Below are 15,678 nucleotides of genomic sequence, written 5' to 3'. Positions count from 1 at the left end.
ACCCTCTGAATGCATGATGATATGGCGTGGGCGGCGCCGGCCATGGCTGGCACCGCGAACCTTATATTTATGTTTTACTTACCCTGTCGCCCGGGTTCACGTCAGAACCAGGTCTCCATTTGCATACCGAACGACCATTCGCCGCCCGATTTGAACCCGTTGCTGCCTAACGCGTCGTCGTTGGCGTAGTTATCCAGCTTTTTGCTCCAGTCCATCCACGATGTATAAAAGCGGATCTCCGGGCGCGAGAAGAAGTCGCCTATGCTGCCGACCTTGAAGGTTGGGGCGAAGGTCAGCTTGTAGAAGCTGCCATTAACCGCATGGCGATCGTTGTAGCCTTCAGGCTGCAGATCCATGTACTGATAGCTGCCCTCCCAGGCGAGGGCGAAGTTCTGCGTCACTTCCTGAATCAGACGCAGGTTGAGAGTGGCCCACTGATAGCTGTCGCCATCGACATAGCGATCTTTACTGCTCTGCGCCAGCACGGCCGGGGCAATAAACCAGCGATCGCTCAGCGGGGTGGTGCCGTAGCTGGCGAAACGCCAGGTGTTGGCCCCCGGACGCAGCGCGCCGTCGGAGCCGATGCCTTTGACCTCGGCGCCCAGGCCGTGACCGTACAGCAGGGCCGTTTTGCTGGTCCCGTCGCGCAGGCCATAGAAGCTCTCATTGTGCAGACCCAGCAGGGCATGAACCCCGGTGTTAGCGGCATCGCCTTTCACCAGATTGCCGTTCGCGTCCTGGCGGTCGTCATTATCTTTCGCCCGCATCCCGCTGACCATCATCTGCACCGGGCCGGCAAAGTTATTCATGCTGACGATATAGTTCTGCACGCTGTTGCTGCTGTCGGCGATATCGCCAAAGTTGCGGCCGTATAACGAGAAGTTGCTGCGCAGGCTGTCGTTCCACTTCACGTCGTAGATCCCGCCGCCGGTCCCGGCGAGGAACACCACATCCGAGTCAATCCAGTGGATATCGAAGTTGTCGCGGTCAAAGCGCTTCCCGGCCCACAGGGTCGAGCCTTTGAACGGACCCTCGAAGGTCGGCAGGTTGCCCAGCTCGACGAACGCCTGGCGCACGTTCAGGTCGCTGCTGCTCGCCGTCCAGTCGTTATAGGTGGTTTGCCCGTCGGCCACCATCACTTTGAACCGGGTGGTCGCCCCGTTGTCCAGGGTCTGCTTATGTTCGAGGTTCATTTCCACATAGGTGTCGGCCTGGTTGCCCAGACGACCAATGGCGCCGCCGGTTTCTCCGGCGGGGGTCATATAGGCCCCGGATTTCGTGCTGGCGGCGGAGTCGTTCATGATCACCCCGGAGCGGGCGTAGCCGTGGAACTCAAAGCCGCCGGGCCGTTCGGCTTTTTCTTCCAGTTGGGTGGTGCGTTTGGCCACCTGCTGGGTGGTGGCCTGGGTTTGTTGCTGCTGCTGGGTTAGCTGCTGAACTTTCTGCTCCGCCGAGGCGGCGCGGCTTTCGGCAGTGCTGGCGCGAGTCTCGGCATCCTGCAGACGTTTTTCCAGGGCGGCGAGACGCGCTTCAATGCTGTTCAGGTCTGTCTGCCCATGGGCGGCGGCGGCGCCGGTTAGCAAAGCAATAAGAATGGCTAACTTCCGTTTTTTATACATGTTGGTGACATCCAAAGGTAAATCAGTGAGTGTGCTAACGTTTGCTAAACCGGTTTAGTTAATATGGTAAACATGTCGGTAATGCGGTGAAAATAAAAATTGCTAAACCGGTTTAAGAATTGTGATGTCGCCAGCAAAGTGGGCCGTTAGCCGGCCCAACGGGATCACAGCGAGCGCTGAAGATCGTCCCTGTAGGGCAGGGCGGTCATGGCGCCTTTGGCGGTGGTGGCCAGCGCGCCGCAGGTTTGCGCCAGCGTGAGGTCGGGAGCCAGGGCGGCGAGGTTGTCAGGGATACCATGGGCGGCGAGTCCGGCGAGCAGCCCGGCGACAAAGGCATCGCCGGCGCCGGTAGTATCGACGGCGACCACCGGGCGGGCAGGGAAGTGGCTAACCTGCCCGCGCAGCGCGGCCTGCACCCCCGCTTTGCCCTGGGTCACCAGCAACAGCGTCGGCTGGTAGCGGGCGTTCAGCCGGGCGATGCCGCTGACGATGTCGTCGCTGCCGCTGATAAAAGCCAGCTCCTCTTCCGAGAGTTTTATGGCGTCGGCGAGGGCCAGCGCCCGGTCGAGACAGTCGCGCAGTTCCTGCGGATCCTGCCACAGGTCGCTGCGGATATTGGGGTCGAAGCTGACATAGCCCCCGGCGCGCTTTATCGCCTCCATCGCCGCGAATGCCGTGCTGCGGCTCGGCTCCGCGCTGAGAGCGATAGAGCAAACGTGCAGCCACTGACCGGCGGCAAACGGCGGAAGATCCTCAGGCGCAAGAAACAGGTCGGCGCTCGGGCGGACCATAAAGGTAAAGGTGCGCTCCCCGTGGCGATCGAGATCGACCACCACCGTGGAGGTGCGCTGCGCCGCATCGAGGCGCATATAGTTCACATCCACCTTCTCCTGCGCCAGGGTGTGACGCATAAAGCGGCCGAAGGGATCGTCGCCGACGCGGCCGATAAACCCGCTATCGCCGCCGAGCCGCGCCACGCCGACCGCGACGTTGGCCGGCGCGCCGCCGGGGCATTGCAGCAGGCGGCCCTCTCCGTCGGGCAGGAGATCGACGACCGCATCGCCGAGTACCCAGATTTTACCATTCATAGGACTAGTTCCTCTTAGCTAAACTTTGTTAAACCGTTTTAGCTAATTAAAGCACAGCCTGGCGGCAAGCGGAACGATTGGCGGACGAAAGGGCGGGGCGAGGCTGAAAAATGTGAGCCAGGCGGAATATTTCGCCACTCCAGATCTGGACTTTTCCTTCCTGACCCGCTTAGGTATAGTTCCACAGGCCGCGGTTAGCCCCGCCGCGGTGATAAAAGGTGAAGGAGTGCGTAGCGCGATGAACCCCAGTTTTGGCGATATTTACGATCGGTACCAGAAGCTGACGCTGACCACGCACCTGCCGGCGGTGATCGCCTGCAGTGAAACCCTGAGCCTGAGTAAAGACCAGCCGTTTCTGCCGCAGCCGGGCTATCTCTATTTTTTGCTGCAGGGGCAAATGACGCTGGCCTTTGGTGACGAGCAGAACCTTATTGGGATTGTTATCGCGCATATGCCGTTAGGGTTGCTGGAACATTATTGTCCGTCGGTGGCGCTCTATTATCAGTGTCTGGGCGAATGCCAGCTGGCGAAAATATCCGCCAGCGATTTTGAACGGATATTCTTTCATTTGTCGCCGGGCTATATGCAAGAGCTGACCACGATCCTGGCCTATATGGGTATATTTGCCCTTGATGCCCACTATGAACGCGGCAGCCAGACTAGCTTTCAGACTATTAAGTCGATGCTGTCGCGCTATTTATATCGCGCTGAAATCGATGGTGGGCAACATGAAAGTCTGTCGGCATTTATTATTAAACGGACCAATCTCTCGCGCAGCTATGTTTATCAGGTGCTGGCCGCCCTGCGCGAGGGGGGATATATCACGGTGAAAAAAGGCAAACTGATTTCCATCGACCGCCCTATTCCTGAGAAATTCTGATTCAGATTCGTCGGTTCCCCGACATAACGTCGCTAAAACCCGCCCGGGGAAAGCGCTAAGCGCGCGTTTTCTCCCGGCCCTGCTACGCCTGAATCTGGCCGTTTTATTTATTTAACCTTGCACTCTGGAGTTATTTTATGACCCTGGACTATGTGGCGCTGGCGATTCTGATCGCCGTGGCCTTAATACTTTTTTATGGCGTGATTGTTATTCACGATATTCCTTATGAAATCGCCAAAGAGCGGCGCCATCCTCATCAGGATGCGATTCATTATGCCGGCTGGGTCAGCTTATTTACCCTGCATGCCCTGTGGCCCTTGTTGTGGATCTGGGCGACGCTGTGGCGCGAAGACCGCGGATGGGGGATGCGCCGCATCGCCGACGACCAGCAGGTGCTGCATCAGCGTCTGGAAACGGTGGTCCAGCGGCTGGAGCAGGTGCAGCGCGAAGTGGACCTTCTGAAAGCGAAGGAGGCAAAATAATGGAAACGTTAATGTTGCTGACCTACGCCGCGCTATGCATCGTGGTGTTTAAAGTCTTCCGCATCCCGCTCAATAAGTGGACCGTGCCGACGGCGGTGCTCGGCGGTATCGCCCTGATTGGCGCGGTGATCTTCGGGATGAATTACAACTTCCCCTATACCGACGTCGGCAATCAGGTGTTTCGCACCGTACCGATTGTGTCGCAGGTGCGCGGTCGGGTGCAGAGCGTACCGGTGAGACCTAACCAGAGGCTGCATAAGGGCGATGTGCTGTTTACTCTCGACCCGACGCCGTTCCAGGCAAAGGTGGACGATCTGCAGGCGCAGATTAAAGCGGCCAGCCAGGATGCGCTCTCCCTCAACGCCGCGTTAAGCCAGGCGGAGGCCGAGCTGAGCAGAGCGGTGGCTCAGCGCGACCAGTCGCGGCGGGAGTATGCCCGCTTTCGGGAGGGGCATGCCCAGGGCGCCTTCTCCGATCAAATGGTCGATACCCGTCTGCAGACGTGGAAAGCCGATGAAGCCAGCGTCAGCGCGGCTCAGGCGAAAGTGGTTCAGGCGCGTAACGCGCTGGACTCGGTGGTGAAGGGCAAAAATACCACCGTGGCCTCCCTGCTGGCGCAGTTGCAGAAGGCGCAGTTTCAGCTGGATAACACCGTCGTCCGCGCCCCGGAAGACGGCTATGTCAGCACCCTCGGCTTACGGCCAGGCACCATGTCCACCGCGTTGGGAATGCTGCCGCTGATGACCTTTGTGCCGGTGGAGGGCGACGCCTCGCGGGAGTATGTCGCGGCATTTCGCCAGAACGCCCTGCAGCGTCTGTACAAAGGCGAGCCCGCGGAGCTGATGTTTCCGGCCATCCCGGGCACCGTCTTCCGCGGGGAAGTGGCCGATGTGCTGCCGGCGATTGGCGAGAGTCAGTTTCAGGGCCAGGGCAAACTGCTGACCACGGACGCGCTCAATACCCATGGCCGGGCGCTGGTGGTACTAAAGGTGACCGATCCACGTTTTGCCGAATACGCTCTGCCGCAGGGTGCTACCCTCGAGGCGGCGGTCTACTCAGATCACCTGAAAGAGCTGTCGCTGATCAGGAAGATCCTGATCCGCATGAAGAGCTGGGAAAACTACATCTATCTCGATCACTAAGCCGGCGGGCGCGGGGAGGACCAACCATCCCCGCGCCGCGGTCAGGCCTCGCGGTCCACCAGCCCGTCAATAATCACCTGCCGCACCCCCTGCGAACAGGGTTCAATACGGCCGCGCACGCCATAGACGGCCGCCAGGGTCTCAGGGGTGATGACCGTGGCCGGGGTGCCGTCGCCGAGCAGCTGGCCCGCTTTGAGCATCAGCACGTGGTCGGCGTGACGCAGGGCAATATTGATGTCGTGCACCACCACCAGAGTCACGATGTTGCGCCGCCGGGTCTCCCGGCGCACCAGATCCATCACGTGAAACTGGTAGTTGAGGTCAAGCGCGCTGAGCGGTTCATCGAGTAGTAGCAGGCGCGGCTGGCGAATCAGCGACTGGGCGAGACCCACCAACTGTTTTTGCCCGCCGGAGAGCTGATCGAGGTAGCTCATCGCCAGGTGGGCAATTCCCAGCTGTCGCAGCAACGCCATTACCTCTTCCTGCTGCTGGGCGCTGTGGCGTCCCCCGGCGGCGCGCTGGGCCACGATAATCGACTCCAGCACATGCAGATGCACGCCGGCGGGCAGCGTCTGCGGAAGATAGACCACCTGTTCTGCGCGACGTGAGGACGGCTGCATCAGCAGATTTTCTCCCTCCAGGCGCAGCTCGCCGCGGCAGGGGCCCAGCCCCGCCATCGCTCGCATTAACGTCGATTTACCGCTGCCGTTTGGCCCCAGCAGCGCAGTGATTTTCCCCCGCGGCAGATGGGGAACCGTCAGGTTCTCGATCACCTTGCGTCTGGGGTAGCCAGCGCTGAAGTGAGACAGCGACAGCCCGGATAACGTCTGGTCGCTCATACTTGCCCCCGGTGACGTAAAATAATGCTCAAAAAGAACGGGACCCCTACCAGGGAAGTGACGATCCCCACCGGAATAATGGCCCCCGGTATCAGGTTCTTCGAGGCGATGGAGGCCAGGGAGAGCACCAGGGCGCCGATCAGCGCGCTGGCGGGCAGGTAAAAGCGATGATCTTCGCCGAAGAGCATCCGCGCAATATGCGGCGCCACCAGGCCGATAAAGCCGATTGGCCCGACAAAGGCCACCGAAAGCGCCGACAGAATGCTGATCCGCAGCAGCGTACTCAGGCGCAGACGGCGAACGTTAATGCCAAAGCTGATGGCCCGGTCCTCGCCCAGCCTTAGGGCGGTCAGCGCCCACGCGCTGCGCAGCGACAGGGGCATCACCAGCGCCAGGGCGACCAGCAGGATGGCGACTTTGCTCCAGGAGGCGCGGTCGATGCTGCCCATGGTCCAGAACACCAGCCCCTGCAGAGTGTCTTCATTGGCGATGAACTGCAGCATCGAGACCAGGGCGTTAAAGGTAAAGACCAGCGCGATGCCGAACAGAATGACGCCGGAGGTAGCCACCTGGGTCCAGCGGGTAATGCCATCCAGCAGCAGGGCCGCCAGCAGGGCGAAGATAAAGGCGTTGGCCGAGATAAACCACTGGCCGGGAATACCGGGCAGACCAATACCCAGCACAATCGCCAGCGCGGCGCCAAACGCCGCAGCCGAGGAGACGCCCAGGGTAAACGGGCTGGCCAGCGGGTTATTGAGGATGGTCTGCATTTCGGCACCAGCCAGTCCCAGCGCCAGACCGACGATAATCGCCATCACCGCATAGGGTAGGCGGATATCCCAGACGATGGCGCGAATGCCCGGATCGGCGCTGGCCGGATCGGTTAACGTCTGCCACAGGCTCTGCAGCGGCAGTCCGGAAGGGCCGAGCATAAAATCGAACAGCAGTGAAGCGACAATCAACAGCGCCAGCAGCAGCAACAGCAGCAGGCGGCGACGCACGATATGGCGATAATGATCCATCACGCCAGAAGTCCCGGCGGGCAGCTCGTCGAGCACGGAGTCGGAGGTTAAACGCATGCCGGATTACTCGCTCTGCTGCCAGGAAAAGACGAACGGCTGGTCCGGCAGGTCGGTGAAGTGACGCACGATATAATGGTAAGTCTCATCGGGGTTGAGATCGCGGAAGGCCTGCGGATAGATATCTTTCGCCAGATATTCCATGCCGACAATATTCCACGGATGGTTATAGAAGTGGTGATAGATGCCATAGGCCCGCTTTTCCTGTACCGCCGGGATCTGGCTGACCCCCGGTCGCGCCAGCAGCGTCTGGGCCTGGGCTTTCACCGCCTCCGGCTTAACCTCATAGCCGAGGGGCAGCACCTGGCTGTTTCCGCGCTTCGAGCCGGTCATTATCCAGGCGTCGGGCTTCATGCTGATGATTTTCTCCAGCGAGACGAACCCGGAGGCGCCCGGCAGCAGCTGCGAACCGATATTGTTCGCCCCGACCGCCTCCACCAGCCCCCCCCAGCCGCTGTGGCCGTGAGTAAAGCAGCAGGCGTCGCTGTTGCCGGCCAGCGCTTCCACGAAGACGTTGGCCTTCGGCGTGATGGTCGCGGTTTTCTGGCGAATCGACTGCAGCTGCTGACGATAGTAATCGGTAAAGGCTTTGGCCTGGCTCTCGCGGTTGAGGACTTTGCCCAGCAGGTCGATGCTGGGAGCGGTATCTTTCGCCGGGTCGATCTCATAGTCGACAAACAGCACCGGAACGTGCAGGGCGCTGAGCTTGTCGATGACGCCGCTCTCCATCAGCGCTGGCCTGGCGCGCAGCTGGGCGATCATCAGATCCGGCTGGCGGGCGATGACGCTTTCAAGATCGACATTCCCCTTGTCGCTGAAGCCCATGTCAAGGATCGTGGCCGACTGCGGCCACGTCGTTTTCAGCATCTGCCAGGTGGCAACGTCCTGCTTTTTCGCCAGATTATTCCATGCCACCAGCCGCTTAAACGGATTGTCCCGGTCCAGCAGGGCGAGGGTCATAATGTCGCGGCCATCCTGCAAAATAATACGCTGCGGCTCTTTAGCCAGGGTGACTTGCCGGCCGTCAAGGTCGGTAACCGTCAGAGGATATTGGGTCGCATAGCTGAGGAAGGGAGTCGCGATCAGCGCAGTAAGCAACAGCGATCTTACTGATTTTCTTGCCATAAAATGAGTTCCGTTTGCCAATTTATAAATATAATGATTCTGAGAATTATTCTCGAGTAAACGTCAACGGCAAGTATATCAAGCGCAAATTTCACGAAATGTAACAAACATGATGGAAATTATGCCAACGCCGACAGGGTGCGCAGCGGCAGCATTTTCTGCCATGGTTGCAGGTCGAAGACGTTTTTCAGGCTAATTCCTAATGTCATCCCCGGTTCGTTGTGCCATCCTGAATACGACTCATAACACGACACGTGAGAGAGGATATTATGAAAAAAGCAATGATTGCGTTATCGGCTATTCTGGTTGCGGCTCCGGTTTTTGCTGCGACAACACATGCAACAGATGATACCGTCGCGGCGGCCAATGCCAACGCCAACACCGCCAAAGAGAAGCTGCATCAGGCCCAGCACGAAGGTGAAGAGCAGCAGCTGAAGGCGAAACATGCGGCCGAAGGCAAACAGGATAGCGTCGGCAGCCAGGTGAGCGAAGGCGCGCAGAAGACCTGGAACAAGACCAAAGAAGGGACTGAGAAAGGTTGGGATAAGACCAAAGAGGTCAGCGAAAAAGGCTGGAACGCCACCAAATCCGGCGCAGAAAAGGGCTGGGATAAAACCAAAACCGGCGCTGAAGAGTTAAAAAATAAAGTGACTGAGTAAGTCCTGATATCAGTCTGAATAAAGGTCGCGAGAGCGGCCTTTTTTATTGCTCGTACTCCCCCATAATGCCTTCCCCGACAGCAGAAACCCCAGATGCCAGGAATCGTCCTGGTTAAGCGGATACTCACTCTTTCTTCACATTTTCCCGTTACAAAGAACTTCAATCAGGAGGTGTACGATGAAAAAGATGATTTCTCTGGCGGTAATATTATCCACTGTGCTGAGCGTCCAGGCCTTTGCCGATGGCCCAAACGACGGCCATCGTCCGGGGCAGCCAACGGTGTGGCAGAACGGTTCGGATCATCATGGGCATGCGCCGCAGGGCGGACCTGACGCGCATCGTCAGGGTGACCATGACCAGCGTGGCCCGGATCGTGACGGGCATGACAAGCGCGATCAGGCACGGCATGAGCAGGACCATTTCGCCTGGCGCGGTAACGATTTCCGCAAAGGCCACCCGGCTCCGGCGCCGTTCCGTGGCGATGAGTATCGCGTCCGTGACTGGAGCGACCGCGGCCTGCCGCCCCCGCCGGAGGGCCATCACTGGTCCTATATCGACGGTAACTATGTGCTGATCGCCGCGGCGACCGGGATCATCACCTCGATTCTGGTGAGCGGCGCCCTCGGCCACTAAATGCACGTCTCCCAACGCCGGGCAGGGAACACCTGACTCGGCGATGGATCACCGCCGGGGCTACGGGTTCAGTTCGTCATCCGGCCAGTATTTATAGCCATTGACCATCGCCTGGGCGGCCAGCCCCTTGTCGGTGATTTCATAGACGTTCACTTTTGACGGCAGCGAGGAGGTGTCCTTCGCTACGCCGTTCGCGGAGGCGGCGATCGGCGCGATGCCTTTGTCATCATATTTCGCCGCGGCGTTCGCATCGGCGCCGACCATATATCCCTGGCGGATAAAGGTCTCCAGGGCCGCTTTATCATGGAAAACCAGCACCGTGCGTTGCTGTTTAATCCCCATCCCCAGGCCGGCGCCGCCCTGGGCCATTTTCATATAGGTGTCCTTCCCGGTGGCCTTATCCCGCACCACGCCGTAGCCGCTGCCAAATCCGAACAGCAGGATCTTGCTGCTGTTGTTGGCGAAGACCGCATAACCCTTCGCATGCTGAATATCGCTGCGGGCCTCGGGCTGCACGGTGTAAAGTTTATTGAGGGTTTCGTTGCGCATCTTCTGAATACTGGCCCGCTGCTGGCTGGCGGTATCCCCCTGCGCGCTGCAGCCCGCCAGCGCGGTCATGGCGACGAGGAAAAGCGTCTGTAATCTCATAGAAGTCTTTTTATTTAAATCTGAATACGGCCGGAAATAGTAGGGTAAATAACGGTTAATCCTCCATAAAATAAACATTTATTTTTAAATTTCACCGTTTCGAATGCTTTTTACACTGCCGCGAACGCATTATTAAATAAGATGCCGTCATTTCCGATATTAGAAATCCTGCTTGCATAAAGTTTTCACCACGATACCGTGTTAAGTCCTTACGATATTTCCCGGAGAGCGGCATGAGTGATTATGTAATTCCAGAAATTAAAGCGACGGAAGCGGAAATGATTTCTCTGCGTCATTATTTACATGCCAATCCGGAATTAAGTCTGGAAGAGTTTAATACCAGCGAACTGGTCGCCAGCAAGCTGACCGAGTGGGGCTATCAGGTGACGCGCGGCCTTGGCAAGACTGGGGTGGTCGGCAGCCTGAGCAAAGGCGATTCGCCGCGCACCATCGGCCTGCGCGCCGATATGGACGCACTGCCGATCGAGGAAACCACCGGTTTACCCTGGGCCAGTACGGTATCGGGGAAAATGCATGCCTGCGGTCATGACGGCCATACCACCATTCTGCTGGCGGCGGCGAAATACATCGCCTCGCCGGCCTGTCAGTTCAATGGCACGGTGCATCTGATTTTTCAGCCGGCGGAAGAGGCTATCGGCGGCGCCGATTTAATGATTAAAGACGGCCTGTTTGAGCAGTTCCCCTGCGAACGCATTTTCGGTCTGCACAACATGCCGGGGTTGCCGGTGGGTAAGCTGGGCTTCTATGCCGGCAACTTTATGGCCTCGGCGGACACCGTCAAAATCACCCTTACCGGCTACGGCGGCCACGGCGCCCATCCGGAGCGCACCGTCGACCCGATCGTCGCCGGCGCGGCGCTGGTGATGGCCCTGCAGAGCATCGTGGCGCGCAACGTGCCGCCGGGCGAAACGGCGGTGGTCAGCGTCGGCACCTTCCAGGCCGGTATCGCCTCCAACGTCATTCCGGAGAGCGCGGTGATGGAGCTCAGCGTGCGGGCGATGAAGCCGGAAATCCGCGACCTGCTGATCAAACGTATTCACGAGCTCAGCGAATTTACCGCTAAAAGCTATGGTGCCAGCAGCGCGGTGGAGGTTTACGACTCCTACCCGGTATTAACCAACAGCCCTGAAGAGACTGACTTCGCCCGGGCGCTGGCTCTGGAGGTGTTTGGCCGCGAAGGGGTGCTGGAGTCGGTCTCGCCGATGAACGCCAGCGAGGATTTCGCTTTTATGCTGCGCGAACGTCCGGGCTGCTACTTCCTGCTGGGCAACGGCGAGAAGGGGGAGAAAGGCGGCTGCATGGTGCATAACCCCGGCTACGACTTCAACGATGACATTATCACCACCGGCGCGACGCTGTTCGCCCGTCTGGTGGAAAAGCACTGCCGTTAACCTCTGGAGAAGAACTGGAATGAAAAAATCACTACTGCTATGGCTGGCGTTAATGGCGTCGACGTCGGCGCTGGCCGAAGGGGGAAAGGCGATCCGCTTTGGCGTCGACCCGACCTTCGCGCCGTTTGAATGGAAGGATCCGCAGGGCAAGCTGGCGGGGTTTGATATCGATTTAGGCAACGCCATTTGCCAGCAGCTGCAGGCGAAATGCGTGTGGGTGGAAAGCAATTTCGACGGCATTATCCCGGCGCTGAAGGCGCGGAAATTCGACGCCATCCTTTCCGGGATGTACATGACCGAGAAGCGTAAAGCGCAGATTGCCTTTAGCGACAAGCTGTATAACGGGCCGGTGTTCCTCGTGGCGCGTAAAAATACCCTGAAAGGCAATACGCCGGAGCAGCTGAAGGGCAAAACCATTGGCGTCGAGCAGGGCTCGGCGCAGGAGACTTACGTTAATCAGCACTGGCGTCCGCAGGGGATCAACATTGTGGCCTACCAGGGGGCCGATAGCGTGGTGCGCGATCTGGAGTCCGGGCGCATCGACGGCGCGGTACTCTCCGGCATGATGGCCGACTACAGCTTCCTGCAGCAGCCGCAGGGTAAGGAATTCGCCTTTGTCGGCGGCCATCTGCAGGATGATACGCTGTTTGGCGCCGGGGCGGCTATCGGCTTACGTAAAGACGATGAGGCGCTGCGTCAGGAAATAAACGGCGCGATTGCGAAGATCCTTGCCGACGGCACCTATAAAAAATTAGCCAGCAAATATTTTAGCTTTGATGTTTATTCCGGGACATAATGTCTGAGTGTACCCGCGGGCATGGATCGCCCGCCGTAAGATTCCTTTTCTGATTATCCAATCGACCTCCTCTCCTGACCATTGTGGTTACCTGAGGGAAGCAGAATATAAGCTAAGGAGTACTCGGCATGATGACACGTCCCTTGGGCAAAACCGGATTTTCCATCGCCCCGTTAGTGTTTGGCGGTAACGTCTTTGGCTGGACCATTGATGAAAAAACCAGTTTTGCCCTTCTTGATGCTTTTGTTGACCACGGCTTTGACGCTATCGATACGGCGGATGTTTATTCCCGCTGGGCAGAGGGCAACCAGGGCGGCGAATCCGAAACCATTATTGGCCGCTGGCTGCAGGCGCGTCCCGGCATGCGCGATAAGGTCAAAATCTTCACCAAAGTCGGCTCCGATCTCGGCCTTCCCGGCCATAAGGGACTCAGCAAAGCCTGGATCCAGCAGGCGGTAGACGACTCCCTGCGCCGCCTCAATACCGACTATATCGACCTCTACTTTTCCCACTGGCCGGATCCGCAAACCCCGGTAGCGGAAACGCTGGAGGCTTTCCACAGCCTGCAACAGGCGGGGAAAATTCGCGCGATGGGGGCCTCTAACCTCGATGCAATGCAGCTGGCGGGGGCGCTGGAGGTAGCGCGCAAGGGCGGCTTGCCTGCCTGGCAGGTGCTGCAGCCGGAATATAACCTCTATCACCGCTCCGCGTTTGAAGGCGCGCTGTGCGATCTCTGCGTCAGCCGCGATATCGGGGTGGTGACCTACTACAGCCTGGCCTCGGGATTCTTAACCGGTAAGTACCGTCAGCCGTCGGATCTGGCGCAGAGCCAGCGCGGAGGGGGGATTGGTAAGTACCTGAATCCGCGCGGGATGCGGATTATCGATACCCTGGTGGCGGTCGCGGATGAGCAGGGGGCGAAGCCGGCGGAAGTGGCCCTCGCGTGGCTGATCGGCCGCGAAGGGGTGACCGCGCCGATCGCCAGCGCCACCAGCGTGGCCCAGGTGGAAAGTTTTGCCCGCGCGGCGGCGCTGAGCCTGAGCGCGGAGCAGGTGGCGCGACTGGATAGCGCCAGCGCCTGAGTCACGCCCTCTTCCCGGCGGGGAGAGGGTGGACAAATGGCGCGGACCGCAGGCCGGGTAAGGCGCCAGCCGCCACCCGGCGAAATAACGGCACAATCGTCAATTTCCCTGTTTGCAATGCGCCTGGCAGGGCTACAACTTCTATGTGATTTCCGGACAGATTGCGCTCCCGATATGTCTTCTGCGCTATGTCTCTTATGGCGCTGGGAGCGCACAGGGGGCGGCCAGTCGCCGCCGCCCCCTGTACCCCCGGGCTCCGGCCAGCAAAATCGCCGCTGCGCGGTCCCTTCGACTTATCCCTGCAGGCTTCGGGTCGGGCCGAGGCAGCGTCCGTGCAAAACACGGCCCTCAGCCCGCATCCATGCGGGCTGCCCCGGCCTTCCGGGAACGTCTCAGCGATTTTGAGGCCGTCAGCACTGGCAGTTTCAGTCGTGCAAGTGGGTAAATCAAGGACAGGTCGCACGAACCCTGTAGGCCGGGTCAGGCGCAGCCGCCACCCGGCAACATGACGGGCAGGGGGCCTGAAAGCGTGCCCGGCGGCGGCCCTTTATTCCTGATGGCGGGTGAGGTTGAGGATCTTCGCGCTGGCGCCGACCGGGAAATTGCTGAGGGCGCCGAAGTCGCTGCCCTGATAGCCCATGATCTTGCCGTCGGTGCGCATCTGCTGAAGATCGATCAGGATCACCCCCAGCGTGGGAATGATTTTCTCCCGCCAGACAAACAGATAGAGATCCTCCGCCACCTGCACGTAGTGGCAGCGGTCAACATCCGCCAGCCCCTTTTCCACGCCGTCCAGACATTGCCAGGCGTAAAAATTGTCGTTGAGATAGATGTGCTCATAGCGCTCAGTCGGGCTGTAGGTGTACTGATTGCGCATGCCGACCAGCGCATCGGTAAAGCCCGGCAGCGGCCCCGGCTGCGCATCCAGGCGGGCGAAGACAAAGCGCGCTTCTACCGCGGTCAGCGGCAGGCCTCGCTCCACCCGGCTGAAAGCGTCCAGCCGCGCGGCGGCTTCGTCCGGCAGCTGGCCGTAGACCAGGGTGGCGTTGCGCTGCGTCAGGTTGCATACCGCGCTGACGCTGGCGTTATCCCGCTCCGGGTCAAGGAAGTCGATAAACAGAATATCCGGGCGCAGGGCGGTCGCCCGCCAGGGGGCGCGCTTGCCGTTCCAGCTTAGCGTCTGCTCATCTTCGATGATCAGCTGCTGTGGCTCACTTCCGGCGACATAAAAGGTAAAGCGCTCGCCTGCGGGCAGGCTGGCGGTGGCGAGTAAATTACCGTGTGGCGCAAAACCATCGGCCAGCGCGCCGACCTGGATAAATACGGCTTCTGAAGTCATAGGGGCTCCTGAACAGAGTAGGGCGTTAGGCAAACGCCAGAGTGGGAACATCGACGATACTGGCGCCGCCGTCGGCGACCAGCGTGGCGCCGCTGATGATGGCGGCCTGCGGCGAACAGAGAAACTGACAAGCCTCGGCTATCTCCTCGGGGCTGGCGGGGCGGCGCAGCGGAACGTCGCGACAGACTCGCTGATAAGCCTCAGTCAACGATAGCCCTTCCGCCTGCATCAGCGGGAGCATCTCTTCATCCGCCATCGGCGTGGTGACCCAGCCGGGGCAGACGGCGTTGGCGCGCACCCCCTGGGGACCGTAATCGCGGGCGACGGAGCGCATCAGGCCGATTAAGGCGTGTTTGGCGGTGACGTAGCCGCAGGCCTGCGGACCGGCGGCCAGCGAGGCGATGGAGGCGACAAACAGCACGTTGCCACGGCGGGTAATCAGCGAGGGCAGGCAGGCGCGAACGCTGGCGAAGGCGCTGGTGAGATTGCCGTCCAGCGCCTCGCGCCACTGGCGGTCGCTGGTCTCGGCGGCGGGGCTGTTGCCCATCCCGCCGGCGCTGCAGATGAGGACATCAACACCGCCGCTCTGGTCGAGAATGGCCGGCAACAGCCGCTGGCGCCACACCTCGCCGTCGGCGGCATCGCCCATCAGCGCCGTGGCGCCGGTCTCATCGGCAACAGCCTGCAATGGCGCCTCGCGCCGTCCGGTAATAAACACCCGGTCGCCTGCGGCGCGCATCAGCCGCGCGCAGGCGGCGCCAATTCCGGTTCCGCCGCCGGTGATCACCACGACTCTCGCCATTCGCTCTCTCCTGTAATGGGGTTTCCGATTACCTTAAAAAGCGCGTCAGCTC

General features: G+C 59.9%; 16 protein-coding genes. 8 read left to right on the top strand and 8 right to left on the bottom strand.

Annotation, left to right across the window (positions count from 1 at the left end):
• Positions 1-101: 101 nt before the first annotated feature.
• Positions 102-1,619, bottom strand: a complete 1,518-nt coding sequence (locus GT756_RS05965) for a carbohydrate porin (RefSeq protein WP_004202408.1) — start codon at positions 1,617-1,619, stop codon at positions 102-104.
• 164 nt (positions 1,620-1,783) lie between these two features.
• Positions 1,784-2,707, bottom strand: a complete 924-nt coding sequence (locus tag GT756_RS05960) for an aminoimidazole riboside kinase (RefSeq protein WP_017898799.1) — start codon at positions 2,705-2,707, stop codon at positions 1,784-1,786.
• A 238-nt stretch (positions 2,708-2,945) separates the two neighbouring features.
• On the opposite strand from GT756_RS05960, the gene GT756_RS05955 reads away from it, so the two are divergent.
• The 3 genes from GT756_RS05955 to GT756_RS05945 all read left to right on the top strand — a co-directional run bounded on the left by GT756_RS05955 (position 2,946) and on the right by GT756_RS05945 (position 5,211).
• A complete protein-coding gene (locus GT756_RS05955) occupies positions 2,946-3,587 on the top strand; it encodes a Crp/Fnr family transcriptional regulator (RefSeq protein WP_167878469.1) in 642 nt (213 codons plus the stop codon).
• Positions 3,588-3,724: 137 nt separating this feature from the next.
• Positions 3,725-4,069, top strand: coding sequence for a DUF3302 domain-containing protein (locus GT756_RS05950; RefSeq protein WP_004202413.1), 345 nt, complete (start codon positions 3,725-3,727; stop codon positions 4,067-4,069).
• Entirely contained in the window at positions 4,069-5,211 is a 1,143-nt protein-coding gene (locus tag GT756_RS05945) for an HlyD family secretion protein (protein WP_160124603.1), read from the top strand. Before GT756_RS05950 ends, GT756_RS05945 begins: the two co-directional genes overlap by 1 nt.
• A gap of 41 nt (positions 5,212-5,252) precedes the next feature.
• Here GT756_RS05945 and GT756_RS05940 read toward each other — a convergent pair whose 3' ends face one another.
• Genes GT756_RS05940 through GT756_RS05930 form a run of 3 tightly spaced genes read right to left on the bottom strand, consistent with a single transcriptional unit; the run spans position 5,253 to position 8,254 of the window.
• Positions 5,253-6,050, bottom strand: coding sequence for an ABC transporter ATP-binding protein (locus GT756_RS05940; protein WP_160124602.1), 798 nt, complete (start codon positions 6,048-6,050; stop codon positions 5,253-5,255).
• Positions 6,047-7,075, bottom strand: a complete 1,029-nt coding sequence (locus tag GT756_RS05935; protein ID WP_074194124.1) for an iron ABC transporter permease — start codon at positions 7,073-7,075, stop codon at positions 6,047-6,049. Before GT756_RS05935 ends, GT756_RS05940 begins: the two co-directional genes overlap by 4 nt.
• 60 nt (positions 7,076-7,135) lie before the next feature.
• Positions 7,136-8,254 carry an ABC transporter substrate-binding protein gene (locus GT756_RS05930; RefSeq protein ID WP_094334200.1) on the bottom strand — a complete coding sequence of 373 codons (1,119 nt, stop codon included), beginning with the start codon at positions 8,252-8,254 and terminating at the stop codon, positions 7,136-7,138.
• A gap of 269 nt (positions 8,255-8,523) precedes the next feature.
• Between GT756_RS05930 and GT756_RS05925 the strand changes: the two genes are divergently transcribed.
• Positions 8,524-8,913, top strand: a complete 390-nt coding sequence (locus GT756_RS05925; RefSeq protein ID WP_002892699.1) for a hypothetical protein — start codon at positions 8,524-8,526, stop codon at positions 8,911-8,913.
• Positions 8,914-9,091: 178 nt separating this feature from the next.
• On the top strand, positions 9,092-9,547 hold the full coding sequence (locus GT756_RS05920) for an RcnB family protein (RefSeq protein WP_048294342.1): 456 nt from the start codon (positions 9,092-9,094) through the stop codon (positions 9,545-9,547).
• A gap of 60 nt (positions 9,548-9,607) precedes the next feature.
• Here the strand turns inward: GT756_RS05920 and GT756_RS05915 are convergent, their stop codons facing one another.
• Positions 9,608-10,195: a YSC84-related protein gene (locus GT756_RS05915; RefSeq protein ID WP_048294343.1), complete on the bottom strand. Its 588-nt coding sequence runs from the start codon at positions 10,193-10,195 to the stop codon at positions 9,608-9,610.
• Between the two features lie 233 nt (positions 10,196-10,428).
• Here GT756_RS05915 and GT756_RS05910 point away from each other — a divergent pair, with 233 nt between their 5' ends.
• The 3 genes from GT756_RS05910 (at position 10,429) to GT756_RS05900 (ending at position 13,485) form a co-directional block, all read left to right on the top strand.
• A complete protein-coding gene (locus GT756_RS05910) occupies positions 10,429-11,607 on the top strand; it encodes a M20 aminoacylase family protein (protein WP_004202432.1) in 1,179 nt (392 codons plus the stop codon).
• Positions 11,608-11,626: 19 nt separating this feature from the next.
• Positions 11,627-12,403 (top strand): ABC transporter substrate-binding protein, encoded by a 777-nt coding sequence (locus GT756_RS05905; protein ID WP_004202434.1) that lies wholly within the window; start codon positions 11,627-11,629, stop codon positions 12,401-12,403.
• 128 nt (positions 12,404-12,531) lie between these two features.
• Positions 12,532-13,485 carry an aldo/keto reductase gene (locus GT756_RS05900; protein ID WP_008805510.1) on the top strand — a complete coding sequence of 318 codons (954 nt, stop codon included), beginning with the start codon at positions 12,532-12,534 and terminating at the stop codon, positions 13,483-13,485.
• Between the two features lie 547 nt (positions 13,486-14,032).
• On the opposite strand, the gene GT756_RS05895 is transcribed toward GT756_RS05900, so the two are convergent.
• Positions 14,033-14,824, bottom strand: coding sequence for a MoaF C-terminal domain-containing protein (locus GT756_RS05895; protein WP_004202437.1), 792 nt, complete (start codon positions 14,822-14,824; stop codon positions 14,033-14,035).
• Positions 14,825-14,849: 25 nt separating this feature from the next.
• Positions 14,850-15,626, bottom strand: coding sequence for an SDR family NAD(P)-dependent oxidoreductase (locus GT756_RS05890; protein WP_004202438.1), 777 nt, complete (start codon positions 15,624-15,626; stop codon positions 14,850-14,852).
• Between the last annotated feature and the right edge of the window lie 52 nt (positions 15,627-15,678).

The sequence above is a fragment of the Klebsiella sp. Q2 genome, assembly GCF_009900705.1.
Lineage (GTDB): Bacteria > Pseudomonadota > Gammaproteobacteria > Enterobacterales > Enterobacteriaceae > Klebsiella > Klebsiella quasipneumoniae.
Note: the sequence above shows the minus strand (reverse complement) of the source record. Positions and strands in the feature narration are given on the sequence as shown.

Bases quoted from the DNA above. Each gene is read 5' to 3' on its own strand.
- GT756_RS05965 (WP_004202408.1), bottom strand. From the start codon at position 1,619: ATGTATAAAAAACGGAAGTTAGCCATTCTTATTGCTTTGCTAACCGGC.
- GT756_RS05960 (WP_017898799.1), bottom strand. From the start codon at position 2,707: ATGAATGGTAAAATCTGGGTACTCGGCGATGCGGTCGTCGATCTCCTG.
- GT756_RS05955 (WP_167878469.1), top strand. From the start codon at position 2,946: ATGAACCCCAGTTTTGGCGATATTTACGATCGGTACCAGAAGCTGACG.
- GT756_RS05950 (WP_004202413.1), top strand. From the start codon at position 3,725: ATGACCCTGGACTATGTGGCGCTGGCGATTCTGATCGCCGTGGCCTTA.
- GT756_RS05945 (WP_160124603.1), top strand. From the start codon at position 4,069: ATGGAAACGTTAATGTTGCTGACCTACGCCGCGCTATGCATCGTGGTG.
- GT756_RS05940 (WP_160124602.1), bottom strand. From the start codon at position 6,050: ATGAGCGACCAGACGTTATCCGGGCTGTCGCTGTCTCACTTCAGCGCT.
- GT756_RS05930 (WP_094334200.1), bottom strand. From the start codon at position 8,254: ATGGCAAGAAAATCAGTAAGATCGCTGTTGCTTACTGCGCTGATCGCG.
- GT756_RS05925 (WP_002892699.1), top strand. From the start codon at position 8,524: ATGAAAAAAGCAATGATTGCGTTATCGGCTATTCTGGTTGCGGCTCCG.
- GT756_RS05920 (WP_048294342.1), top strand. From the start codon at position 9,092: ATGAAAAAGATGATTTCTCTGGCGGTAATATTATCCACTGTGCTGAGC.
- GT756_RS05915 (WP_048294343.1), bottom strand. From the start codon at position 10,195: ATGAGATTACAGACGCTTTTCCTCGTCGCCATGACCGCGCTGGCGGGC.
- GT756_RS05910 (WP_004202432.1), top strand. From the start codon at position 10,429: ATGAGTGATTATGTAATTCCAGAAATTAAAGCGACGGAAGCGGAAATG.
- GT756_RS05905 (WP_004202434.1), top strand. From the start codon at position 11,627: ATGAAAAAATCACTACTGCTATGGCTGGCGTTAATGGCGTCGACGTCG.
- GT756_RS05900 (WP_008805510.1), top strand. From the start codon at position 12,532: ATGATGACACGTCCCTTGGGCAAAACCGGATTTTCCATCGCCCCGTTA.
- GT756_RS05895 (WP_004202437.1), bottom strand. From the start codon at position 14,824: ATGACTTCAGAAGCCGTATTTATCCAGGTCGGCGCGCTGGCCGATGGT.
- GT756_RS05890 (WP_004202438.1), bottom strand. From the start codon at position 15,626: ATGGCGAGAGTCGTGGTGATCACCGGCGGCGGAACCGGAATTGGCGCC.